This is a genomic window from Streptomyces sp. NPDC006384 (assembly GCF_042870695.1).
GTDB lineage: Bacteria > Actinomycetota > Actinomycetes > Streptomycetales > Streptomycetaceae > Streptomyces.
In genome coordinates this window covers 188,135-212,774 of the sequence record NZ_JBIAHR010000014.1, presented here as the reverse complement: position 1 = coordinate 212,774, position 24,640 = coordinate 188,135, and the positions used below count along the sequence as shown (strand labels likewise).

Here is a 24,640-nt window from a genome sequence, read left to right as displayed (position 1 = left end):
CCGAAGGGGACGCCGCCGGTGGTGGAGGGGCCGTCAAAGGTGTCACCATTGCTCGTCGAATCCGGGAGATCGAACTGGGTGCCATCCAGGGCGAGGAGCCGCAGACCTCGCCACCATGCGCCGGGCGTGGCCGGAGTCGCGAGCGGGCCAGCCACCTGTCGGAACACGGTCTCCAAGACGTCCTCGCCGAGACGGGCGCGAGCCCGGCACAAGGATGACCGGTTCACCCCCCCACGAGGGCTCGGCTGCCCGGGATACCGCTGGTCAGCACCCGCAGCACCCCCTCATACGAATCCCGGGCAAACAGACACAGGGCCAGGACGAAGTACACGACCAGCCGAGCTGGCAGAAGACGGCGGCGCCGCTCGGCCCGGTCGTGCTTGGCTGTCGCTGCGTCCACCAGCTCGGCGGTGAATACCTTCGTCAGGATCCCGATCCGCACCCGTTGCCCCGCACCCCACCCCGTCACACGCGGCGCAACGATCTCTGTAGCTCAAAGGCAACTGCATTGGCCGTGACCTCGCCCAGCTCGTACTGAGCCCCGTGGAAGGGCCTGTCTACTCCGGCTGGGCATGCTCACCGCGGACGTGGGCGACCACGAGCGGACGTGGGCGGGGAGAGAACCCCGGAGTCGCCGCAGGGCTCGGCGGCGTCGTCACACCAGCCGGCGTGCCGTCGCCCACCGCGTCAGTTCGTGGCGGTTGGAGAGCTGGAGTTTGCGGAGGACCGCGGAGACGTGGGACTCGACCGTCTTGACGGAGATGTACAGCTGCTTGGCGATCTCCTTGTACGCGTAACCGCGGGCGATCAGGCGCAGGACCTCGCGCTCGCGCTGGGTGAGGCGGTCCATGTCCTCGTCGACCGGCGGGGCGTCGGTGGAGGCGAAGGCGTCCAGGACGAAGCCGGCCAGGCGCGGGGAGAAGACCGCGTCCCCCTCCTGGACGCGGAAGATCGAGTCGATCAGGTCCGTGCCGGTGATCGTCTTGGTGACGTAGCCGCGCGCGCCGCCGCGGATCACGCCGATGACGTCCTCCGCCGCGTCCGAGACGGACAGGGCGAGGAAGCGGACGGGCCGTTCGGTGTCGGCCATCAAGGGGGCGCAGCGGCGCAGGACTTCGACGCCGCCGCCGCCCGGGAGGTGGACGTCGAGGAGGACCACCTCGGGCCGGGTCGCGGTGATGACGGTGACGGCCTGGTCGACGTCGGCGGCCTCGCCGACGACCTCCACGCCGGTCTGCGCGGTCTGGCCGATCTCGGCCTGGACACCGGTGCGGAACATGCGGTGGTCGTCGACGAGGACCACCCGCACCCGGCGCTCCTCCGCGCCGCCGTCAGCCGGTCCCGCCGTTGCGTTGCCCTCGGTGGGGTCACTCATGACGTCTCCTCCGCCCTCTCCATCTCCAGCTCGACCTCCGTGCCGCCGTCCGGCACCGCGCGCAGCCGCGCCGTGCCGCCGTTGCGCTCCATGCGGCCGATGATCGATTCTCTGACGCCCATGCGGTCGGCGGGTATCGAGTCGAGGTCGAAGCCGGGGCCGCGGTCCCTGACGGACACGAAGACCGTCCTGCCCTCGACCTCGGCGTAGACCTGTACCGCGCCACCCTCGCCACCGTACTTGGCGGCGTTCACCATGGCTTCGCGGGCCGCCTGCATCTGTGCGCCGATCCTCTCGTCGAGCGGGCAGTCGCCGACGACCACGACCTCGATGGGCACGCCGTGATTGTCCTCGACCTCCGCGGCGTTGCGTCTGACGGCCTCGGCGAGGGTGGTGGGCTCGTCGTCCTCGTCCTTGCCGTTGCCCTCGGGCTTGTAGAGCCAGGCGCGCAGGTCGCGTTCCTGGGCGCGGGCGAGGCGGCGCACCTCGCCCGCGTTCTCCGCGTTGCGCTGGATCAGGGTGAGGGTGTGCAGCACCGAGTCGTGGACGTGGGCGGCGACCTCGGCACGCTCCTGGGCCCGGATGCGCATCAGCCGCTCCTCGGAGAGGTCCTGTGTCATGCGCACCAGGTAGGGGCCTGCGAGGAGCGTGATGCCGACGAGGACGGCGAGCGCGGCCTGCAGCACGGATCCCAGGTGGGCGGCCGAGCCCTGCAGGACGACGATCCCGGTGACACCGGCCGTCACCAGCAGGACGCCGCCGACCGTGCGGAGCAGGGTGACGGTGCGCCGGTCGCGTCCGACCTCGGCCCAGCGGGCGCGGCGGGCGTTGTCCGCCTGACGCCAGACGAGGGCGACGCCGGCGCCGACGAGCACGAGAGGCCACAGGTAGGCCCGGGCGCCGTTGCCGAGGTCCACGTTGCCCACGAAGACCAGGGCGACGACGACCATGAGGAGCAGGGCGACGATCTGCCCCTTGTCCGGCTTGCGGGCGACGAGTCTGCGGCGGCCGTCGGGAGAGGTCTCGGCCGTGACCAGGGTCGGCGGCTTCTGCGCGTCGACCCCGCCGACCCCGAGCGGTACGAAGAACCAGAAGGCCGCGTACAGCAGCGCGCCGAGGCCGTCGGCCATGAACAGGCCGGCGAAGACGAGCCGTACCCAGACGACGGGCAGCCCGAGATGTCCGGCGAGCCCCCGCGCCACGCCACCGAGCCAGCGTCCGTCGCTGCTGCGGTAGAGCTTGCGCGGCGGCCGCGGGTCGAGGAGCGGTGGTGCTGCGGCGTCCGGCATGCCACTGATGGTCACACGGCCGGCCGAGGGGCGGCATCAGGGTCTGTCCCTAGGGCTCCCCTGATCTTCGGCCGGGGCGGGCCTCGAACGTTTCCCGGGCGTGGGCTCGGGGCCGATATCAGGGTCCGACCAGGGTCGTACCGGCTGCCGCCGTGACATCGCGCCCGTCACCATGGATCCATGACAGAGCACGAGCACGCCGCGACGGGCCCGGGACCCGGTTCCGGGCCCGGTCCGCGTCCGCCCGGGGGCGCCGGCCCGCAGGACACCGGGCCCGCCTCGGCCGCCGCCCGGGCCGCAGGGGCCCCGGGTGGTGCCGGCGCGGACGTCCAGGACGACGCCCCGGGCGTCGCGCAGCCGCCCCACGGGTTCCGGCGCGACCGGCGGCACAAGTCGCTCGCCGGGGTGTGCGCCGGGCTCGGGCGCCAGTGCGACATGGACCCGGTGATCTTCCGCATCACTCTTGCGGTGCTCGCCGCGACCGGTGGCCTCGGCCTGATCTTCTACGGCTTCGCCTGGCTCTTCGTCCCCTACGACGACGAGGAGGAGAACGAGGTGCGCAAGCTGCTGACCGGCCGGGTCGACGGTCAGGCGCTGGCGGCCGTGCTGTTCGCCCTGGTCGGCTGCGGGGTGTTCCTGAGCATGCTGCACAACGGCGGTGTGCTCAGCTTCGCCGTCATACTCTCCCTCCTCCTCGCGGGGGCGGGTTACTGGTCGCGCCACCGCGGTGCCCCGGGCCCCGACCCGCTCGCCGCCCAGGCCGTCGCCGACGCCCCGCCCGAGGCCAAGGCGCCGCCGGCCTCCGTCACCTATCCCTCCTGGTGGCGCGAGCCCATAGTCAAGGACGGCACCCACATCGGCGGGACGGGGTATCTGTGGGGTCCCCGGGACTCCCGCGACCGGGACGTGGCTGCGGCTGCCAACATCGGGCGCGGTGCCTACCGCGACCGGGACGTTCCGGCCTCCCCGTTCGTCCCGCTGCGGCGGTCGCACGGCGTCCACGGCATCGGCGGTCTGATCTTCACGCTCGCCCTGCTCGCCGGTTTCCTCGGCACCCGGCTGATGTGGGACGAGCACTCGCTCGGCACAAGCCTGCAGACCGGCCTGGCCTGCGCGCTGGCGGTCTTCGGCGTCGGCATCGCCGTCAGCGCGTTCCTGGGCCGCACCGGAGCCGGTTCGGTCTTCCTGGCGATCGTGACGGCGGGTCTGCTCGCCGGCTCGGCCGCCCTGCCCGAGAAGGCGGCCACCGACTGGGTACGGACCACCTGGAAGCCCGCCACGGTGTCCGAGGTCCGTCAGGGGTACGACATCGGTACGGGCACCGGCACCCTCGACCTGTCCCGGCTGGAGCTCGCGGAGGGGCAGACGGTGACCACCCGGGCCGATGTGGGCGTGGGCCGAATACGGGTCGTCGTGCCGCAGGACGTGACCGTGCGGCTCAGCGCGGAGGTGGGCGTCGGCGACATCCAGCTGCCCGGTGACGACGCGAAGGACGTGGACGTGGCACCCGGCAAGCGCCAGGACGTCACCCTGTCCCCCGCCACCGGCGCCGAAAGCGCCGGCACCCTCGTCCTCGATCTCCAGGTCGGCCTCGGACAGGCGGAGGTGGCCCGTGCTGCGTCATAGCTTCCAGCCCGGCCGGCTGGTCGCCGGCGTCTTCCTGACCCTGGCGGGCGTGCTCTACGCCGGTGACGGGGGTGGTCTGTGGGACATCCCGTGGTTCGTGATCTTCCCCGTCGTCACCGGCGGTCTCTGCCTGGCCGGCGTGGTCGGGACCGTGGCCGGGTCGGTGCACCGGCGCCGGAGCAGGCTTCGACGGACGGAGACGGAGACGGGCGCGAAGACGGGCGCGGAGGCGGACGACACCCGGGCGGACCTCACCGGCTGACCGCACCGGACACACCGGCACCGCGCACACCGGCACCGCGCACACCGGCACCGGACCGACCGGCACCGGACCGACCGGCACCGGACCGACCGGCACCGGCTGATGCGCACGGCCGACGGCTGACGGCGCGCAGGGCACAGGCGCGCAGGGTGCTCAGTCCGTCACGTCGATCGCGTACCGGTTCGTCTCCGCGCCCGCGCTCGTGACCACCTGGACCTCCACCCGCCCCGGCTCCACGTCCGCCGGCACCGGCACGGTCAGCAGGGCGTCCGTCGGGTTGCTGAAGCCGCCGGGCACGGGGACCAGCGGCACGTGGACGTGGACGGTGCCGATGCGGACGACCATGCGCGACAGGCGGTCCGCGCGCTGCGCGCCGGGCGGGACGAAGCCGGCGCCGCGGATCTCGATGTCGTCGCCGGTGCGGATCGGGGCGTCCAGGTCACCGGCCTCCCGCGCCCGGACCACGGAGAGGATCACGGGCCGGCCGCCCTCCGCGTACTTTCCGGCCAGGTAGGTCGCCGCCGAGACCAGCACGACCACGGCGAGCCCCCAGGGCAGGTCGGGCAGCTGCTCGGGCCGCCGGGCCAGCCGTACCGCCGCGAAGGCCAGGGCGACCGTGCTGATCACGACGTACTGGATGTCGGCGAACGTCCCGCGTCCCGCGTCGTCGGTCAGCAGGTCGGCCGCACGGGGCCGGTCGGCGCGCACCTTCTGCAGGCGCTGTCCCCGCACCCGCAGCCCGACCACCCGGCGTACCAGCACCGCGATCCCGCACACCACCGCCAGCACGGTCACCGCTCCGGCACCGCGGGCGAGGCCGAGCCCGGAGATCAGGGCGTCCCGCCGCTCGTGCCCCGAGGCCGCGGCCAGCTGCCCGGCCAGGACGAGCACCGCGTAGGCGACGAAGAGCACCCAGGCCGCGGCCACGGTCCGGGACGTGGACAGGCGGTTGTCCTCGCCGATGACGGGGGCGAGCGCTCCGCCGCGCGCCCGGTGGAACCAGGACGCGGCCGTGAGCGCGCCGGCCACGACCACGGCCGCCGCCAGTCCGGCGGTGCGGGCGGCCGACCAGCCGGCGCCGACCGCCGTGAGGGACTGCGCGAGCAGCAGCGCCACGACCGCCGCCCACGCGGCGGCCGTCGTGCGGCGCCCCAGTCCCGCGAGCCACGCCTCGCCCTCGGCCCGGCCGCGTTCGGCGACGGCCTCCGCGGACTGGGTCAGCTCCTCGGAGACCCACTGCCGGGAGGCCGAGGCCGAGTGGGCCACCGCGGCCGGCAGTCCCTGGCCGGCCGCGAACTCGTCCCGCCTGCGCAGGAACGCGGCGACCGCCCGGCGGTGCCCCTCACGGGCGCCGTGCGGGCAGTCCCCGCAGGTGCAGCCGCCCTCGTGCGGCGCCCCGTACCCGGCCCCGTGCCCACCCCGACCCGGACCGCTCCCGTGTCTCGCCTCCTGCACCGCCACGCCCGACGCCCGCCTTCCCGAAGCCTGCCCAGACACCTGCGGCGCACCTCGCGCCGGCACTCGTAAGTCCCTTGGTACGGAAGCGAATTGTGCCTTACGCCACGCCCTGCGCGCCCGGCGTCCCCGGCCTCCTCTGCCCAGCACGGGTGACGCGCGGACCGCTGCGTTGACCCGGCACTCCGCGCCGGCCCGGTGGTGTGATCCGCTGCGGAGGGCGCCGGCCCGGCCGCAGACTGGCCGTATGACACCGAATGCTGCGGACACCGCCGACTGGGCCTCCTTCAAGGCCGCCGACCCCGGACTCGCCGCTCTCGTCGAGGCGCGTTTCGGGGCGTACACGCATCACACACTGGCGACCCTGCGCCGGGACGGGTCGCCCCGCACCTCGGGGCTGGAGGTCCGTTTCCTCGGCGGCGAGCTGTGGTTCGGCATGATGCCCGGCTCGCTCAAAGCGCTCGACCTGCGCCGCGACCCGCGCTTCGCGCTCCAGGCCAACCCCGGTGAGGGCACCGGGATGGGCGGGGGCGACGTCAGGATCTGCGGACGGGCGATCGAGGTCGACGACCCGGAGACCAAGGGCGGATACGTGAAAGAGGTGGAACCGCCGCAGCCGTTCCACCTCTTCCGCACCGAGCTGACGGAGGTCGTGCGGACCTACGTCGAGGACGACAGGTATCTCGTCGTCCAGGTCTGGAAGCCCGGAGAGCCGGTGCGCACTCTCAGGCGGACGTGACCGTCGGGACTACTCCCACTCGATGGTGCCCGGCGGCTTCGAGGTGACGTCGAGGACGACACGGTTGACGTCCTCGACCTCGTTGGTGATGCGGGTGGAGATCTTGGCGAGGACCTCGTACGGCAGGCGCGACCAGTCGGCCGTCATCGCGTCCTCGGAGGAGACCGGGCGCAGCACGATCGGGTGACCGTAGGTGCGGCCGTCGCCCTGGACGCCGACGGAGCGGACGTCGGCGAGCAGCACCACGGGGCACTGCCAGATGTCGCGGTCGAGGCCGGCCGCCGTCAGCTCCTCGCGGGCGATGGCGTCGGCCTCGCGGAGCAGGTCGAGCCGCTCCTTGGTGACCTCGCCGACGATGCGGATGCCGAGGCCCGGACCGGGGAAGGGCTGGCGCTGGACGATCTCCTCGGGCAGGCCGAGCTCCTGGCCGACCATGCGGACCTCGTCCTTGAACAGCTTGCGCAGCGGCTCGATGAGCTTGAACTCGAGGTCCTCGGGCAGGCCGCCCACGTTGTGGTGGGACTTGATGTTGGCCGCGCCGGTGCCGCCGCCGGACTCGACGACGTCCGGGTAGAGGGTGCCCTGGACGAGGAACTCCACGGCCGGGCCCTCGTCGGCGATGATCTCGGCCTGGGCCTGCTCGAAGACGCGGATGAACTCGCGGCCGATGATCTTCCGCTTCTCCTCGGGGTCGGTGACCCCCTTGAGCGCGTTCAGGAAGCGCTCCTGCGCGTCGACGACCTTCAGCTGGACGCCGGTCGCGGCGACGAAGTCCTTCTCGACCTGCTCGGTCTCGCCCTTGCGCATCAGGCCGTGGTCGACGTAGACGCAGGTCAGCTGGGAGCCGATGGCCTTCTGGACGAGGGCGGCGGCGACGGCGGAGTCCACGCCGCCGGACAGGCCGCAGATGGCGCGCTTGTCGCCGACCTGCTCGCGGATGGCCGCGACCTGCTCCTCGATCACGTTGCCCGTGGTCCAGTCGGGGGTCAGGCCCGCGCCGCGGTACAGGAAGTGCTCCAGCACCTGCTGTCCGTGCGTGGAGTGCATCACCTCGGGGTGGTACTGGACGCCGTAGAGCTTCTTCTCGTCGTTCTCGAAGGCGGCGACCGGGACGACGTCCGTGGAGCCGGTGACGGTGAAGCCCTCGGGGGCGGCGGAGCAGGCGTCGCCGTGCGACATCCACACGGCCTGCTCGGCGGGGGTGCCCTCGAAGAGGGTGGAGGAGTTCTTGGAGACGTGCAGTTCCGTACGGCCGTACTCGCGGGCGCCGGAGTTGTCGACGGTGCCGCCGAGGGTCTGCGCCATCAGCTGGAAGCCGTAGCACATGCCGAAGACGGGGACGCCGGCCTCGAAGAGGGAGCGGTCGACGGTCGGGGCGCCGGGCTCGTAAACCGACGAGGGGCCACCGGAGAGGATGATGGCCGCCGGGTTCTTGGCGAGCATCTCCTCGACCGGCATGGAGCTCGGCACGATCTCGCTGTAGACCCGCGCCTCGCGGACGCGACGGGCGATGAGCTGGGCGTACTGCGCACCGAAGTCGACGACCAGGACGGTGTCGGGGGCGGCGGCAGCGGGAGTCGCTGATGACACGGGGTGCCTTCCGGCGGTCGGGCGGGGGTCTTGTACTTCCGATTCTACCGAGACGGGCGGAGAGAACGTCCCGCCCCGGCGTCCCGCCCCCGCGGGGCGCCCCGCGGGCCGCCCTCGCACCCGCTCTGCGCCCGGCCCCGTGGGCTGCCTCACGCCGTCCCGCATCCCGCTCCTCACGCCGTCCCGCATCCTGCTTCCCGCTTCCGCGGGCCTGCCCCACGTCCGTCCCGGGCCCGGACCGCGGGCCCCGCCCCAGCGTCTCGTCTCACCATCCGAACCGGCTTGGACACCGTCCGCCGCCGGGGCATACTGGGCGCATGCTCACGCACCCGACCTTCGTCTTTACCTATGGCAACCGGCCCACCGGCTGCCATGGTCGTGCTGCTTGAGCAACTGACAAGCGACTTCCCAGGCGCCCCGGGCCGACAAGGTCCGGGGCGCCTGTCGTTTCCGGTCCTGCCGGCTCCGGGGCACCGCCACCCACTCTCCGGCGAGGAGCTCCCGACATGACCGTCACCACGGCAGACAAGACCGGTGCCCGCACGACCGAGGCCGCCGACCTGATCACCGGTGCCCGTGAACGCATCGACGCGCTGGACGACCGGATCATCGGCCTGATCCAGGAACGGATGGCCGTGTCCGCCGTCATCCAGGAGGCGCGGATCACCTCCGGCGGCCGGCGCGTGAACCTCTCCCGCGAGATGGACGTCCTCGGCCACTACAGCGAGGCGCTGGGCAAGCCGGGCACGGCGCTGGCGATGACGCTGCTGGAGCTGTGCCGGGGTCGTATCTGAGTTCGGGCGCGCTCTCACCCGTACGGCGCGTGACCGCCACGCGGGACGCTTCGTTGGTCCCGGTGTCCGTGCCAGCCAGGGACGGGCCCGACACAGAACCACGCGTGGCTCGCTGGAGCGATGAGACGTACGCATCGTGCCGTACGTCGTGGGACCTCGCTCCGGGAGGTGACCGGACGGCAGGGGACAGCAGCCCGGTCGCACAAGAGAACGGCCGGCTCCGGGGACGCCCGGAGCCGGCCGACGGGAAGCCCCGGGCCCGGGCTCCCCTCCCGACTCCCTCGTCTCTCCCGACTCCCTCGTCTCCCCTGATTCCCGACCTTGTCGTACTCGCGGCGCTTCCCCGTGCCGCTCCCGAAGCGCCGGTGCCGCCCTGACGTCGGCGCCGGCCGGGAAGGGCCCCGCGGCTCCCGCCGGCCCCGCGGGGCCCTTCGCATGCCTGTGGCGCAGACCACATAAGAATTCTGTGAGTTCGGGACAACCATTCACAGGGTTCACTGATCAAACACGCGAACAGATGAACCAAGGGCCGACCCGCGCCACCACGCGCGGAGGCCTCCCTGACTCGCTCACGTACCGAGCACACGCGGTACGCCGGACTTCCCGAGGTCTTCATGAAGCTTCGTCGCTCCATGGCAGCAGCGGCTGCCACGGCAGTGATAGCCCCCTTGGCGCTGCTCGCGGCCCCCGCCGCCTACGCCGAGACCCAGTCCCCGTCCGCCTCGACCAGCACGTCCACGGACGGGAAGACGCCGGAGGAGACGCAGTCCGGGACGCCGGCCGCCTCCCCGTCCGCCTCCGAGACGAGCACCCCCGCCGCCTCCCCGAGCGCGACGGACACCGAGACCGCGGAGCCCGACGCCTCGCAGTCCAGCACCGCCACCTCCACTCCCACGTCCCCGGCGCCGAGCACCTCCGCTCCCGAGGAGGAGGAGCCGGAGGAGCCGGAGGTCCCGCTCTGCGAAGAGATCGACGAGAACTACGACGACGCCAAGGTGTCCGCGACCGTCAAGGGCCTGCCCGGCAAGATCGTGGCCGGCGACGGTTACCACCCGTTCGAGCTCGTCGTCACGAACGAGTCGAAGACCGAGGTCAAGGAGATCGCGTTCTACGCCGAGGTGGAGAACTACGAGATCGAGGAGACGAAGTTCCTCAGCCCTCACGTCGACCTCGAGTTCAAGAACCCGGAGAGCGGCAAGTGGGAGCGCATCGGCAACGACGAGTGGGCCGGTGACTACTTCTACTTCCTGGAGAAGCTGAAGGCCGAGGCGAGCGATTCCATCGATCTGCGGGTCAGCATCGACGCCAAGGCCCCGGCCGGTGACGCCTACTCCTTCGCCGCCGGCGCCTACCTGGACAACGTCGACGGCCAGGAGTGCATCGCCACGGGTTGGGGACAGTACGACTTCCAGGTCCTGAAGCCCGGCTCCGGCAACCCCGCGCCGGGAACCGCCACGCCGAGCGACAAGAACGGCACGGACGGCAAGGGCGGCAAGCCCTCGGTGAAGCGGCCGCAGGGCAACGTCTCCGAGCTGCCGACCGGCAGCCTCGCCGAGACCGGTTCCAGCTCCGCACTGCCGATGATCGGCCTCGCCGGCGGTCTCGCGGTCGTCGTCGGCGGCGGCGCGGTGTTCGTCGTCCGGCGCCGCAAGGCCGGTGCCGAGGCGTAACGGCTGACGGCACGGCCCGCCACAGAACGGGAAGGACCTGCGCTCGGAGGGGGGCGCAGGTCCTTTTCCCTTGCCCGCGTGCCGCTACCTCTTCGGCGGCACCGCCGGTATCCCGAGGAACGGCAGCCGCAGCGCGCCGAACGCCTCCGCCGGGACCGCCGGTGACTTCGGCTCGACGGGCGTCAGCCGCCGGTACGCCGTGCCCTGCGCCGGACGCGGGTCCTCGTCGCCCTTGTTGGGCCAGTACGACATCGCCCGCTCGGCCTGCGCCGTGATGGTCAGGGACGGGTTGACGCCCAGGTTGGCGGAGACCGCGGCGCCGTCGACGACGGAGATGCCGGGGTGGCCGTAGAGCCGGTGGTAGGGGTCGATGACGCCGCTCTCGCGGGAGGCGCCGATCGGGCAGCCGCCGAGGAAGTGGGCGGTGAGCGGGGTGCCCATCAGCTCGCCGACGTTGGAACCGGCGAAGCCGTTGATCTCGGCGGCCAGGGCTCTGGCGCCCTCGGTGGCCGCCTTTATCTGCTTGGGGTTGGGCGAGCCGTGGCCCTGGCGGGCGGTGAGCAGGCCCCTGCCGACGCCCCCCGGTTTCAGACAGGTCGTCAGGGAGTTGTCCAGCGACTGCATCACCAGGCCGATGATGGTGCGCTCCGACCACCTGCGGTTGGACAGGGAGCGCAGCGCCTGCAGCGGGTGCCGGGCCGCGTTTCCGAGGAAGCCCAGGACGCGGGAGGCGCCGGAGGCGTCGGGGCCGGCGTAGGGGACCTGGAGGATGGACAGGCTGCCCATCGAGTTGGAGCCCTTGCCGTAACGGACGGGCTCGATGTGGGTGTCGGCGTCCGGGTGGACGGACGACGTGATGGCGACGCCGCGCGTGAAGTCGGCCCGTGGCTGTCCGGTGGCCCTGCGGTAGCGGCGGTCACTGGTCAGGGCGCCGACCAGGGCCTCGGAGTTGGTGCGGGTCAGCTCGCCGAGCCGGTCGGACAGGCGGGGCAGTTGGCCGCCCGCCTTCATGCGGTGCAGCAGGGTCTGGGTGCCGTAGGTACCGGCGGCGAGGACGACGCGGCGGGCGGTGAAGGTGCGGCCGGCGCTCTTCCTGCGGTGGGTGGGGAGGGTGGCCACCGCGAAGCCGCCGCGCGAGTCCTCGGTGACCGAGACGACCGTCGTCATCGGGTGCACGACGGCGCCCGCCTTCTCGGCGAGGTACAGGTAGTTCTCGTTGAGGGTGTTCTTCGCGCCGTGCCGGCAGCCGGTCATGCACTCGCCGCACTCGTTGCAGGCCCTGCGGTCGGGGCCCGCGCCGCCGAAGTACGGGTCGGGCACCCGCTCCCCCGGCTTCGCCCGCACCGTGCCGTCGGCGTCCTCGCCGTCGCCGAAGAAGACGCCGACCGGCGCCATGTGGAAGGTGTCGCCGACGCCCATGCGTTCGGCGGCGGCCTTCAGGTGCACGTCGGAGGGGGTCGTCGTCGGGTTGAGGCGGACGCCGAGCATGCGGCGGGCCTGGTCGTAGTACGGCCTCAGCTCCTCCTCCCAGTCGGTGATGTCCCGCCACTGGGGGTCCTCGAAGAAGGGCTTCGGCGGTACGTAGAGGGTGTTGGCGTAGTTGAGGGAGCCGCCGCCGACGCCCGCGCCTGCCAGGACCATGACATTCCCGAGCAGATGGATGCGCTGGATGCCGAACATGCCGAGCCTCGGGGCCCAGAGGTAGTTCTTCAGGTCCCAGGAGTTCTTCGGCAGCGTCGCGCGGGTGAAGCGGCGGCCGGCCTCCAGTACGCCGACGCGGTAGCCCTTCTCGGTGAGACGCAGGGCGGACACGGAGCCGCCGAAGCCGGAACCCACCACGACGACGTCGTAGTCGTACCCGTCCTCGCGCCCGTGCCCGCCCGCCTTCTCGACCGCGTTCTCGCCCGCGTTCTCGTCCCGGGCCCGGACGGACTTCTCCTGCGACACGTGCTCTCCTCGTCGAGAACGGGTGGACTGGGGACCGCTGTTCAGGCGCTCAGCGGAAGCGGAGGGCCTTCATCAGCCGCAGGCTCCGGCTCATGAACGCCGCGTACTTCTCGTCGTCCATGCCGAGCGACGGCGCCATCGGCAGCAGCCGCTGGTGGGCGACGGTCTGCGCCTCGGTGTACTTGAGGATGCCCTCGGAGCCGTGCCGGCGGCCGAGGCCGGAGTCCTTCATGCCGCCCATCGGCGACCGGACGCTGCCGTAGGCGGGCGCGTAGCCCTCGTTGATGTTGACGGTGCCGGTGCGCAGCCGGGCGGCGATCTCGCGGCCGCGCCGGGCGTCCTTCGTCCACACCGAGGAGTTCAGGCCGTACGGCGTGGAGTTGGCGCGCTCGACCGCCTCGTCCTCGGTGGTGAAGCGGTAGACGGAGACGACCGGGCCGAAGGTCTCCTCGGTGCACACCGTCATGGGGGCGGTGACGCCCTCGAGGATGGTCGGCTCGTAGAAGTACGGGCCGACGTCGGGGCGGGCGACGCCGCCGGCGATCAGCTTCGCGCCGTGCGCGAGGGCGTCCTCGACGTGCCGCCGGACGGTCTCCAGCTGCCGCTCCCCCACCAGCGAGCCCATGTCGGCTCCGTAGGCGAGGGAGGTGCCGAGCCGCATCGCCTTCGTGCGGGCGGCGAAGCGGTCCAGGAAGGCGTCGGCGACCGACTCGTGGACGTAGAGCCGCTCGATGGAGATGCACAGTTGGCCGGCGGAGGAGAAGCAGGCGCGGACGGCGCCCGCCGCGGCCTTCTCGATGTCGGCGTCCTCCAGGACCAGCATGGCGTTCTTGCCGCCGAGTTCGAGGGAGACGCCGACCAGGCGGGCGGCGGCGCCCTGGGCGACCTCGCGGCCGGTGCGGGTGGAGCCGGTGAAGGAGACGTAGTCGGCGTGCCTGACGACCTCGGGGCCGACGACCGGGCCCTCGCCGAGGACGACCTGGAAGACCTCGGCGGGCAGGCCGGCCTCGATGAGCAGGTCGCGTGCCCACAGGGCGGTCAGGCAGGTCTCGGTGTCGGGCTTCATGACGACCGCGTTGCCCGCGACGAAGGCGGGGAGCGCGTCGCCGACGGACAGCTCCAGCGGGTAGTTCCAGGGGGCTATCTGGCCGACGACACCGCGCGGGTGGCGCAGTTCGGTGACCTTCGTCAGCGCCGGGACGGCGCCGGCGTGCCGCTTCGGCCTCAGGTAGGCGGCGGCGCGGCGGCCGTAGTGCCGGGCGGCGATGGCGACGGCCTGGACCTCCTCGTGGGCGTGCAGGCGTGCCTTGCCGGTCTCCAGCTGGATGAGGTCGAGGACCTCGGCCTGGCGTTCCAGCACCAGGTCGTGGAAGCGCAGCAGGACGGCGGCGCGCTCCCGCACCGGCGTCCTCTCCCACACGGTCTGGGCGGCGCGGGCCCGTTCGAAGGCCCCTGCCACGTCCTCGGGCGTCGACTCGGGCAGGTCGGCCAGCTTCTCGCCGGTGAACGGCGTGTGGTTGGCGGTCCGCCCGGACCCGGCGACGCCCTTGGTGAGCTGGGCGACCAGCTCCGGGGTCACCACGTCCGCCGCGGTGCGGGCGCCCGCGGGCGCGGGGGCGAGGGGATTGGTGCGGATGGTCTCCGGGGCCTGCGCGTCCGTCATGAGCCGCAGCGTATGACGCCGGACGGGCTTTGTGTACCCGTGGGTAACGAGGATTCACGGAGTACTCACACGCCGCCAGCGATCGCTGGCAACGAACGTGCTGATCAGCGCGTTGCCCGGGGCGGACGGGCCCGCCCGCCGGGGCCCGCGGTCAGAGCCGGTCGACCTCCCAGTTGTCGATGACCGTCCGGGCGATCTCGCGGCCCTCGTCGGCGAAGTAGCCGTTGTGCGGGTAGTCGATCATCAGCCGGTACATGTCGCCGTCGTCCGCCCGGTAGTACACGATGTGCAGCTCGCGTCGGCGGGGGTTCTGGAGGTCCTCCGTCGTGTAGGTGATGACGTTCTCGGCGGCCTTGCGGCCCCGGTACTCGGTCTCGCCCGGCTCGCCCCTGGGCGCGGGCTCGTCGGCGATGTCCCGGGAGTAGTCGCCGTCCTTGAGCGTGTCCCACTCCGCCCACGCCGCGGCCGCCGCGGTGGCCGGGATCCTGCCGTCCTTGTCGTCCTTCTTGATGTCCCGGTCCACCTGGACCGTCACCGCGCCGCTCGGGTCCGTGAACGTCTCGTCGGTGCCGTCCCACTCCTCGTCCGCCTCGTGCTTCTGCCGGACGAACGCGGACGGCACGGCGACGGACATGCCGGCCTTGCCGCCGAGCGTCCGCTTCTCCCAGCCCTTCGGCAGCGGGCCCGCGAACGGGTCCGCGACCAGCAGGTACGCCCCCACCGCCGCGGCGACGGCCACCGCGCCGAGCGTGATCCACACCCCGCGCCCCGGGCGCACACCCCGGCCGCCCGGGCCGGTCCGTGTGACCACCCGGGTGGGCTGCGGCGCGGGCGGGGCGGCGGCGGCCTCCAGCAGGGCACGTACCCGGGCGGCGTCCGGGCGGCGCTCCGGGTCCTTGTCCAGCAGGCCCGTGATCACCTCGGCGAGCGGTCCCCGCGCGGCGGCGGGCGGCGCCGGCGCGGCGTTGAGCACCGACTGGAGGGTGGCCGGGGTGTTGCTGCGGCGGAACGGCGAGACGCCCTCCGTCGCCGCGTACAGCACCACACCCAGCGACCACAGGTCGCTCGCCGGGCCGGGCCGCCGGCCCAGCACCCGCTCCGGGGCGATGTACTCGGGCGAGCCGACGAAACCGCCGGTGTCGGTCAGTCTGGTCTCGCCCTCGGTCTGCGCGATGCCGAAGTCGGTGAGGACGACCCGGCCGTACCGGCCGAGCAGCACGTTGTCCGGTTTCACGTCCCGGTGCAGGACGCCCGCCGCGTGCGCGGCCTCCAGCGCGCCGAGCACCTCCAGGCCGATCCGGGCGGCCTCGCGCGTCTCCAGCGTGCCTTCCTGCAACGCGTCGCCCAGCGAACGGCCCCGTACCAGCTCCATCACGATCCAGGGCCGGCCGTCCACCACCGCGACGTCGTACACGCCGACCACGGCCGGGTGGTCGAGCCGGGCCGCGGCGCGCGCCTCGCGCCGCATCCGCTCGAAGACCTTGTCCCGCTCGTGCTCGGGGAGGTGGTCGGGTACGCGGGGTTCCTTGACGGCGACCTCGCGGTCCACGGTCTCGTCCTTCGCCCGCCACACGGTGCCCATGCCGCCGTGTCCGAGCTTGGCGATCAGCCGGTACCGGCCCGCGATCAGCCGTCCGGCGCCCGGCTCCCGGACGTCCGCGCGCGCCGGCGCGGGGGCCGGCGCGGGGGCCGGCGCGGGGGCCGGCGCGGGGTGCGCGTCCTGCGCGGAGGGCGGCACGGGCTGCCCGGGGGCCGGCGCGGGGTGCGCGGCAGCCGGCGCGGGGGCCGGTGCGGCCTGGGCGGGGACCGCGTACGGGTTGCCGGGGTGCGGTACCGCGGCAGGCGGATGCGGACGCGGACGCGGCGGTTGCAGCTCGAAACTCGTCGGCTCGCCGGACATGCCCCTGCGTCCCCCGTCGTGACTCATGAACCATCCATATCGCGTCACGCCCCCCGGCATCCACCGCCCGGGGAACGTGGTCACCAACCCGTGACGCGCCGGCGCACTTCCCCTGTCCGGGCCCCTACCGGGGCGTGTCCGCCGGTCCCGGCGCCGTCGCCGGCCCGGACGCCTGCCGGGTCACGGTCACCGTCGCGGTGGGCACCCCGGTGCCCTCCCCGGGGGCGCCCGAGGAGGGCACGGGCCCGAGTCCCGGCGAGGAGGCGGGCGGGGACGCCGACGGCGGTGTGCCGGGCACGGAGGCCGTCGGCGCGCCGCCTCCGCCCCCGTCGCCGCCGTCGTCCGCGAGCAGCACCGCCGAGACGCCCGCGCCGGCCGCCGCGGCGACGAGCAGCGCCGCCAGGAGGACGCCCCGCGTGGAGTACCGCGGCCCGCCGGTGCCGTACGGCGCGGGCGTGCGGCCGGTGTCCAGGTAGGCGCGGAGCAGCCGTTCCGCCTCCGCGGCGTCCATCCGCCGTGCCGGATCGCGTTCCAGCAGGCCCCGTACGACGGGCAGGAGCGGCGCGGCCTGCTCGGGCGGCCGGATCTCCTCGGAGACCACGGCGTGCAGGATGCCGCCCAGCGAGTCGCGGTGGAAGGGCGAGACGCCGCTGACGATCGCGCACAGCAGCACGCCCAGCGACCACAGGTCGGACTCCGGCCCGGCACCGGCCCCGGACATCCGCTCGGGGGCGGTGTACTCGGGCGAGCCGACGAAGGTACCGGTCTCGGTGAGCGTGGTGGAGCCCGCGACCTGGGCGACGCCGAAGTCGGTGAGGACGACCCGGCCGTCGTCGGCGACCAGCACGTTGGAGGGTTTCACGTCCCGGTGCAGGATCCCGGCCGCGTGCGCGGTGCTCAGCGCCTCGAGCAGGGCGACGCCGATCCGGGCGGCCTCGGGGGCGTCGACGGGACCGTGGGAGAGGACCCGGTCGGCGAGCGAGCCGCCGTCGACCAGTTCCATGACCATGTACGCCCGTTCCTGGTCCTCGACGACGTCGTGGACGACGATGACGTGCGGATGCCGCAACTGGGCGACCGCGCGCGCCTCCCGCAGAGTGCGCTCGCGGCGCCGCCGTGCCTCGGCCGCGGAGAGCGTGTCGTCACGGGGCAGCGCCTTGACGGCCACCTCCCGGCCGAGGAGCTGGTCGGTCGCCCGCCACACGATGCCCATGCCACCGCGGCCGAGCCGCTCGTGGAGCCGGTAACGGCCCGCGATGACACGCCCGCCCGCCCCCTCGGTCATCATGCGCCCATCATGCCCCACACGAACGCGCCGACTCGGGGCGCCGGACGGCGCATGGCCGACAACCGACGGGCGCACGGGCGCTGCCGGCCCGCTCTCGCACATGCGTGCGGCAGGTGTCAGGGGGCCGGCTTCTCCTGCCAGCTGCGCAGCACGGCGTCGAAGCGGTCGCTCGCCTGTGGCCAGTCCTGCGCGGGCGCGGCCATGTAGATGACGTACTCGACGCCGTCCCGGGACATGTACATCTCCTCGACCGCGCGGCGCGGCCCGGCGACGTAGGGCGGGTCCTTGGCCAACGCCGTCCAGGTGTACTCCCACCGGGCGCTGGCGCGGTCGCGGTAGGTGGAGCGTTCGAGCGTCAGGCGCCGGTAGTCGACGAGCCGTTGGAGCTGCTGCTCCAGGTCGAGCTGGTGGGCGTAGGGGTCGTCGAAGTCGGGCGCGGTGTCCACGGCTATGCGTACGAAGTGGTGGCCGCCGTCGGGGGTGTAGTCGACCTGCCGCAGGGTGCCGCCGCCCTCGAGCTCCTGCCGCTCCCAGCCCGGGGGCAGGGAGAGGCTGAAACCCAGCGGGTCGTTATGGCGCTCCCAGCCGGCCGGGACGGACCCGGTGGGACTCTCCTCCCCGGAGGACGCCGAGGCAGAGGGGGACGCCGGGACGGACGCCGGGGCGGAGGGGCCGGGCGACGGGCCCGCGGCGGCACCGGGTCCCGTCCCCCCGTCCTTGTCCTGCGTCTGCAGCACCGCGGCGGTGCCGCCGCCGACCAGGGCGGCCACCGCGACCACCAGGGCGAGTGTCCGCAGGCGGCGGCGCGGGCGGGCGGGCGCGCCGGCCGCCGGGGGGTGGCCCATGGGGGGCGTGCCGCCGTTCGCGGTGGGTCCGTTCACGGGCGGGTACGGCGTCTGCGCGGCCGCCGTGCCGGAGTGCCCCGGGTCGGCCGGGCGGGCCGGGCCGTGTCCGGTGCCCGTGTACCGCGTCGGGACGTACGCCTGGGCCGCGTCCGGGCGCCGGCCCTCGGCCGCCTCGGCGAGCAGCTGCTCGGTCTCGGTCACGCCGGGCCGGTCGGCCGGATCCTTGCGCAGCAGGGCGCTGATGACGGGCGCGAGCGGGCCGGCGTACAGGGGGTCGTCGGCCTCCTCCTCGACGACCGCCTGCATGGTGGTCAGCGGCGAGGTGCGGCGGAACGGCGACCTGCCCTCCACCGCGGTGTAGAGCGTCGCGCCGAGCGCCCACAGGTCGGAGGCGGGTCCCGGATCGTGGCCGCGCACCCGCTCGGGCGCCAGGTAGTCGACGGAGCCGACGACCTCGCCGGTGCGGGTGATGGTGCTGTCGCCCTCGATCTGGGCGATGCCGAAGTCGGTGAGCAGCACCCGGCCGTCGTCGGCGAGCAGGACGTTGCCGGGCTTGACGTCGCGGTGCAGGACCCCGGCGGTGTGCGCGGCGCGCAGGGCGCGCAGCACCCACAGGCCGACCCGGGCCGCCTCCCGCGGCTCGACCCGTCCGTTCTCCTTGACGGCGTCGGCCAGGGAGCGGCCCTCGACCAGCTCCATCACGATCCACGGCCGGCCGTCGTGTTCGAGGACGTCGTGCACGGTGACGACGGCCGAGTGGTTGATCCGCGCCGCCGCGCGCGCCTCGCTCCGGGTGCGCGCCAGCAGAACGGCCTGGTCGCTCTCGGAGACGTACAGCGCGGCGGTCAACTCCTTGACGGCGACGGTGCGGTGGAGCACCTCGTCGTGGGCCCGCCACACCCGGCCCATGCCGCCGCTGCCGATGGACTCGCCGAGCCGGTAACGGCCCGCCACGAGCCGGCCCTGCATCTGATTCACGTTGCCCCGCAATGGTCTTGTCAAGGTCAGACTAGGGACCGGATCCCGTCCGGGGAACGGGTGGGGCGGCCCGGAGGCCGCTCTGTGACGGTTGTCGCTTCCCGCGCCGGGAGGCAACCACCGGGGCGGTCACCGCGTCGTCCGGCGGGCACGCGCGTGGTCCCCCGTCCGCCCCAAGTGCCGTCAGCCCGTGTACTGGTAGGTCGCCGAGGCCTGTTCGAAGAGCCGGGTCACCTCGTCGCGCTCCGTCTCGGGGCCGCGTACCTGCACCACGTGGTAGCGCCCGTCGATGAGCATCGCGAGGTTGCGCACGTACCGCTCGCCTCCTTGGGCACCGGTCCAGGTGAACTGCCCCTCGGCCATGGCGCGTCCGCCCACGTCGATGCGCTTCAGCCCGCCCGCGGTGGCCCAGCTGGAGGCGCGGTAGGGCGCCAACTCGGGTTCGCTGTCGCGCTGGTAGGCCAGCGGGTCGGTGCCGTGCTCGTCCGCGCCGTCCCGGCCGGGCACGACGACGAGCTCGAAGTCGCCCTTGGAGTAGACGACTTGTCCGCTGCCGTTGCGCGGGGTGCGGGTCCAGCCCTCGGCGACGGCGACGCGGAAGCCCTCCGGGTCCTTGCGCAGCGCGAACCCGTCGGCGACGCCGGGCACGGTGGTCTGCGTCCCGGCGGATCCGGCCGGCTCCGAGGGGCTGGCTCCGCCCGCTGACGCCTTCGGGGAGGACTGCCCGGGCCGGGGCTCGCCACCGGCCCCGGGCGACCGTTCGGCCGGCGCCCGGCTCGCCTCGGCGGCGGTCCCGGTCCTGCCGGTCGGTCCGGACCCGCCGGTGTCGCTCTTCGGCATGAGGAACACGGCGTACGCGATGGCGGCGGCCAGGGCGAGCAGGATCAGCAGGAGCAGGGTCCGGCCGAGGCTGCGCGGTGAGCGCTCCTGTTCCCGGCGGGCCCTCTTGTGCCGTCCGTGGTGTGCGGGCAGCGTGGCCCGGCGCCTGCGCACCAGCTCGCCCCGGCGGCGCACGATGGGCAGCCGGCCGGTGTCGGCGGGCGGGGCCGGGACGACGTGCAGTCCCGCGTCGGGCTCGGGCGCGGACCGTACCAGGGAGCGCAGCCAGCCGCTCAGTTCCTCGAAGTCGATGCGCTCGGTGGGGTCCTGGCGCAGCAGCGACTCCACGACCGGGCGCAGCGGCCCGCACTCCTCGGCGAACGCCGGTGGCTCCGCGCACACGATCTGCACCAGCTCGGCGGTCGACTCCTCCGGGTAGGGCGCGTGCCCCTGTACGGCGCGGAAGAGCAGCGCGCCCAACGCCCACAGGTCGGTCGCGGGGCCGATGGGCGCGGCCAGCTGCCAGTTCTCGTGCACCGGCCCGGCCTGCTCCGGTGCCCAGCGTTCGGTCACCGGGCCGACCACGGCCATCCGGGTCTGCCGCGCCCGCTCGGCGGCGAGAGCGGTGGCCGGCCCGCGCCGTACGGGGTGGCGGGCGGCCGGACCGTCCCAGCCACCCGCGGCCGGGCGGCCGCCACCCGGGGCGGCGGCACCGGGAGCCGGGGTGTCCCGGGCGTCGGCCGCCGGGCTCCCCGGGCCCGCGGGGCGGGGGGCCTGCGTGCGGTCGCCCGACGGGGACGCGGTGCCGGGCCCCGGGGCGCCGGCCGTGCGAGGGGTGGCGCCGTGCCACGGGGCCGTGCGGACTCCGTAGGGGTCGGTGATCTGTCCGGGCGGCGCGGACGACGCGCCGGGGCCGTCGGCGCGGATCCGGCCGCCGGTGGTGCCGGTGGTGTCGTCGGGGGCGGGGCGGGCGCCGGGCAGGGCCGCGTGGCCGTTCTGCGCCTCCTGGACGCGGGCCGCGGCACGGGCGCCGGCGCGGTAGGCGGCGATGGCCCCGGCGCGGGCGGCCCGGATGTCGCCGCCGGTGCCGGGCGGCGCGGGGGTGAATCCGGCGGGCAGCCCGCGGGGGCTGTGGGGACCGGTCGCGGGGAGCCCGCGTTCACCGCGCGCCTCGATGGCGGCCCGTCGCGCGGCCTCGGGGTCACCGCCGCCGGACACGCCCGTAGCGGGCCCGGGAAGCCCGACGCCCGACGCACCGGCCCCGGCACCGCCTTGCCCGGAAAGCCCCGAAAGCCCGGGATTCCCGGAAGCCCCGGTCCCGCCCCCGTCCGGCGCACCGCCGAAGGCCGCCTCGCCCCCGTCCGCCTCGCCCTCCGTGGCGGGGACCGGGTCGTACCCGCACAGCGCTTCCTCGGCCGCCCCCACCGCCAGGCCGGTCAGCATCACGCGCCCGTCGTCGCAGACGAGGACCGTGCGGGCGGTGATGTTGCGGTGCACCCAGCCGTGGCCGTGCAGCACCCGCAGCGCCATGAGGACGTCGGAGGCGACCTCGGCTGCCCGGTACGGGGTCAGCGGCTCCTCGGCGAGCAGCGCGGCCAGCGGCCTCGCGGCCACCAGTTCGCTGACGACCCACAGGGAGCCGCCCTCGGCGAAGACGTCGAAGACCTGGTCGAGACGCGGATGGTCGGGTACGGCGGCCGCCGCCTGCGCGGCCTCGACGGCACGCCGGACCACCGGGTCGGCCGGACGGCGCGGACCGCCGCGGGACGCCGACGGGCGGGTTCCGGAGCGTCCGGCACCGGCGTCACGGGCCGCGAAGCCGTCGGGCAGTCCGTCCGCGTCGAGCACCTCCGCCTCGACGACCTCGGGCAACGGCACCTGCCGGACCATGACCTCCTGACCGCTGTAGGTGTCGAAGGCCCGGCTCTCGGTCAGCTCGTACTCGTCGGACGGCGGCAGCGGCAGGCGGTAGCGGTCGGCGAGTATCCGACCCGCGTAGTCGTCCACGTTGCCTCCCCCGGCAGTCCGGTCCCCGGTACCGGTCGGTCAGTTCCGTTCCCCTCGCGGTCCGTTCCGGCTGCGTACGGTCCGCAGCCACTCACGATACGTGCCGGAGGCAACCCGCAAAGAGGGGATGCCGGATATCGGGCCGTCCGAACCGGGCGGCGGGGATCAGGACTTGGGCGTGAAGGTCTTCGTCAGGGTGCGCCAGGTGTCCCGGCGCAGGTCGCTGTCCCAGTCGTCCGCCCTGGCCGTGTACATGAGCGCGTAGCCCTGGCGGTCGTCGACGACGAATCCCCGGTCGACGGTCCGGTAGGTGGTCCCGCCGTCCACGTAGGTGAACTCCCAGTCGGCCGCGTTCCAGCCGCGGTAGCCCACCTTCTCGATACGGATCTTCTTGTACTGGGAGCGGACCATGTACCGCTCCTGGTTGTTCCAGTCCTTGACCGGGTCGGCCTTGGGCTCGGATGTCCAGTCCACCAGCAGCTTCTGCCCGCCGGGCCCGGTGAACCGGTCGCCCGCGGAACCCGTGGACGCGCGCTTCCAGCCCTCGGGCAGGCCGATGGTGTAGCCCTGGGCGCTCCGGTGGACGGTGACCGCGCCGTCGTTCTCCTTCTCGCCTCCGCCGGCGGAGGCGGAGGCGCTCGCGCCGTCCGTGGCGGTGTCCGTCGCCGGCGCCGAGGCGGATCCGTCGGTCCGGTTCCCGTCGGACTCGCCCTGCTCGGAGCTGCCGCCGCCGGCGGAGGCGGTGGCCGTGGTGGAGCCGCCCGCGCTCCTGCCGTCGTCGTCATCGCCGCCGAGGGTGAGGGCGAGCACGGTGCCGAGCACGGCGAGGGCGACGACCACCGCGATGACGACCAGCGTGCGCTTCGGCACCACGTCGGTGAGCGGCGCGCGGGGCACGGGCCGGGACGGCAGGTCCGGCGGTGTCATGACGGGCCAGCCGGAACTCCGGCCGCCCGCCTGCGCACCGGAAGCACCGGAAGCACCGGCACCCCCGGAGCCGACGGGGCCGGAGGCGACGGGCGCGGCGGCGGAGGCGGACCCCGAACCGGCCCGGCCGCCCGTGCCCGGCTCGGTCCGGGAGGCTGCCGCCGCGGCACCCGCGCCGGCGGCGGACTTGCGCACGGAACGCAGCGCTCCGCGCAGCCGCTCCCCTGCCTCCTCGGCCCGCTTGCCCGCGGTGCCGGACGAGGCGCCGCCCCGCCGGGACCGCTCGTCCGACTGGGCCGGCAGCGGTACGACCTTGGTGGCCTCCAGCGGCTCGGCCCCGGCCGCGCCTCCGGCGGGCGCGTGGATCACCTCGGTCAGCATCGCGCGGGCGCCCGCGTCATCGAGCCGCCGGTCCGGGTCCTTGGTGAGCAGCCCGTGGATGACGTCCCGCAGCGGGCCGGCGTTCTTCGGCTCCTCCAGCTCCTCCGTCATCACCGCGGTGAGCGTGGCGATCGCGGAACCCTTGTCGTAGGGCGGGGTGCCCTCGACCGCCGCGTACAGCAGGCCGCCGAGCGACCAGAGGTCGGCGGCCGGGCCGGGCTTGTGGCCGCGGGCGCGCTCGGGGGAGATGTAGGAGGGGGCGCCGACGAGCATGCCGGTGGAGGTGATGGACGGGTCGCCCTCGACCTGGGCGATGCCGAAGTCGGTGAGCACGACCCGGCCGTCCTCGGCGATCAGGACGTTCGACGGCTTCACGTCACGGTGCAGGATGCCCTCGCGGTGCGCGGAGCGCAGCACGTCGAGGACGGCGAGGCCGACCTCGGCGGCGCGCTTCGGGTCCAGCAGGCCGTCCTCCCGGATGACCTCGGCGAGCGACTTGCCCTCGACGAGTTCCATCACGATCCACGGCCGGTCGTCCTCCTCGACCACGTCGTAGACCGTCACGGCGCTGTTGTTGCGGATCCGCGCGATCGCCTTGGCCTCGCGCAGCGTGCGCGTGATCAGGCGCCGCTTCTCCTCCTCGTCGATGTTCGACGGGAACCGCAGCTCCTTGACGGCGACCGTACGTCCCAGGGTCTCGTCCTCGGCGCGCCACACCGTCCCCATGCCGCCGCGGCCGAGCACGTCTCCCAGCCGGTACCGCCCGGCGAGGAGACGTGCGCTCTTGTCCGTACGGGATGACCCCGCCCGCTCCGCCTCCGACATGCGTCCCCTCATGCAACCCGCCCTGACAGAGCCTTCATTGTCTCTCACCCGGCGAGCGCCCGACGCCCAGGGTGCCCCTCGGGCCGTCTCCCGGCCGGCAGGGCACCCGCCCGGGGAAGCGTCCCTTCCGGTGAGCACCCGCCGGGCCACGGACGCGCGCTCGCGGACTCCCTGACCGCGCGTCACCACAGCTCACCGCGCCGCGCCCGAGCCTCACCGTGCCACGCCCACATCCGCACACCACCGCGCCACGGCCGCGC

The 24,640-nt window shown here is 74.0% G+C and carries 17 protein-coding genes; 5 read left to right on the top strand and 12 right to left on the bottom strand.

Features of this window, described 5'->3' with window-relative positions; genetic code table 11:
- Positions 1-223: 223 nt before the first annotated feature.
- From ACFYOJ_RS21195 to ACFYOJ_RS21185, 3 genes are all read right to left on the bottom strand, one after another.
- Positions 224-442 (bottom strand): transposase domain-containing protein, encoded by a 219-nt coding sequence (locus tag ACFYOJ_RS21195; RefSeq protein ID WP_356552590.1) that lies wholly within the window; start codon positions 440-442, stop codon positions 224-226.
- Positions 443-655: 213 nt separating this feature from the next.
- Positions 656-1,375 carry a response regulator transcription factor gene (locus tag ACFYOJ_RS21190; protein WP_356552592.1) on the bottom strand — a complete coding sequence of 240 codons (720 nt, stop codon included), beginning with the start codon at positions 1,373-1,375 and terminating at the stop codon, positions 656-658.
- Positions 1,372-2,664 (bottom strand): PspC domain-containing protein, encoded by a 1,293-nt coding sequence (locus ACFYOJ_RS21185; RefSeq protein WP_356552594.1) that lies wholly within the window; start codon positions 2,662-2,664, stop codon positions 1,372-1,374. Before ACFYOJ_RS21185 ends, ACFYOJ_RS21190 begins: the two co-directional genes overlap by 4 nt.
- 180 nt (positions 2,665-2,844) lie before the next feature.
- Between ACFYOJ_RS21185 and ACFYOJ_RS21180 the strand changes: the two genes are divergently transcribed.
- Positions 2,845-4,290, top strand: a complete 1,446-nt coding sequence (locus ACFYOJ_RS21180) for a PspC domain-containing protein (protein WP_356552596.1) — start codon at positions 2,845-2,847, stop codon at positions 4,288-4,290.
- Entirely contained in the window at positions 4,277-4,552 is a 276-nt protein-coding gene (locus ACFYOJ_RS21175) for a hypothetical protein (RefSeq protein WP_356552598.1), read from the top strand. The genes ACFYOJ_RS21180 and ACFYOJ_RS21175 overlap by 14 nt, the downstream gene beginning before the upstream one ends.
- 153 nt (positions 4,553-4,705) lie before the next feature.
- Here ACFYOJ_RS21175 and ACFYOJ_RS21170 read toward each other — a convergent pair whose 3' ends face one another.
- Positions 4,706-6,013: a hypothetical protein gene (locus ACFYOJ_RS21170; RefSeq protein WP_356552599.1), complete on the bottom strand. Its 1,308-nt coding sequence runs from the start codon at positions 6,011-6,013 to the stop codon at positions 4,706-4,708.
- Positions 6,014-6,254: 241 nt separating this feature from the next.
- Here ACFYOJ_RS21170 and ACFYOJ_RS21165 point away from each other — a divergent pair, with 241 nt between their 5' ends.
- A complete protein-coding gene (locus ACFYOJ_RS21165; protein ID WP_356552601.1) occupies positions 6,255-6,746 on the top strand; it encodes a pyridoxamine 5'-phosphate oxidase family protein in 492 nt (163 codons plus the stop codon).
- 9 nt (positions 6,747-6,755) lie between these two features.
- On the opposite strand, the gene guaA is transcribed toward ACFYOJ_RS21165, so the two are convergent.
- Positions 6,756-8,336, bottom strand: coding sequence for a glutamine-hydrolyzing GMP synthase (guaA, locus tag ACFYOJ_RS21160; protein ID WP_356552603.1), 1,581 nt, complete (start codon positions 8,334-8,336; stop codon positions 6,756-6,758).
- A 506-nt stretch (positions 8,337-8,842) separates the two neighbouring features.
- On the opposite strand from guaA, the gene ACFYOJ_RS21155 reads away from it, so the two are divergent.
- Positions 8,843-9,130 (top strand): chorismate mutase, encoded by a 288-nt coding sequence (locus ACFYOJ_RS21155; RefSeq protein WP_356552605.1) that lies wholly within the window; start codon positions 8,843-8,845, stop codon positions 9,128-9,130.
- A 632-nt stretch (positions 9,131-9,762) separates the two neighbouring features.
- Complete coding sequence (locus ACFYOJ_RS21150) at positions 9,763-10,800, top strand: LAETG motif-containing sortase-dependent surface protein (protein ID WP_356552607.1); 1,038 nt, start codon at positions 9,763-9,765, stop codon at positions 10,798-10,800.
- Between the two features lie 84 nt (positions 10,801-10,884).
- Here ACFYOJ_RS21150 and ACFYOJ_RS21145 read toward each other — a convergent pair whose 3' ends face one another.
- The 7 genes from ACFYOJ_RS21145 to ACFYOJ_RS21115 form a co-directional block, all read right to left on the bottom strand.
- Positions 10,885-12,747, bottom strand: a complete 1,863-nt coding sequence (locus tag ACFYOJ_RS21145; RefSeq protein ID WP_388597493.1) for a GMC oxidoreductase — start codon at positions 12,745-12,747, stop codon at positions 10,885-10,887.
- A gap of 49 nt (positions 12,748-12,796) precedes the next feature.
- Positions 12,797-14,410 (bottom strand): succinic semialdehyde dehydrogenase, encoded by a 1,614-nt coding sequence (locus ACFYOJ_RS21140; RefSeq protein WP_356552608.1) that lies wholly within the window; start codon positions 14,408-14,410, stop codon positions 12,797-12,799.
- Between the two features lie 151 nt (positions 14,411-14,561).
- Complete coding sequence (locus tag ACFYOJ_RS21135; RefSeq protein ID WP_356552610.1) at positions 14,562-16,337, bottom strand: serine/threonine-protein kinase; 1,776 nt, start codon at positions 16,335-16,337, stop codon at positions 14,562-14,564.
- Between the two features lie 97 nt (positions 16,338-16,434).
- Complete coding sequence (locus ACFYOJ_RS21130) at positions 16,435-17,598, bottom strand: serine/threonine-protein kinase (RefSeq protein ID WP_356552611.1); 1,164 nt, start codon at positions 17,596-17,598, stop codon at positions 16,435-16,437.
- Between the two features lie 116 nt (positions 17,599-17,714).
- Positions 17,715-19,412, bottom strand: a complete 1,698-nt coding sequence (locus ACFYOJ_RS21125; RefSeq protein WP_356552613.1) for a serine/threonine-protein kinase — start codon at positions 19,410-19,412, stop codon at positions 17,715-17,717.
- Between the two features lie 192 nt (positions 19,413-19,604).
- On the bottom strand, positions 19,605-22,247 hold the full coding sequence (locus tag ACFYOJ_RS21120) for a protein kinase (protein ID WP_356552614.1): 2,643 nt from the start codon (positions 22,245-22,247) through the stop codon (positions 19,605-19,607).
- Positions 22,248-22,412: 165 nt separating this feature from the next.
- On the bottom strand, positions 22,413-24,380 hold the full coding sequence (locus tag ACFYOJ_RS21115; protein ID WP_356552616.1) for a serine/threonine-protein kinase: 1,968 nt from the start codon (positions 24,378-24,380) through the stop codon (positions 22,413-22,415).
- Between the last annotated feature and the right edge of the window lie 260 nt (positions 24,381-24,640).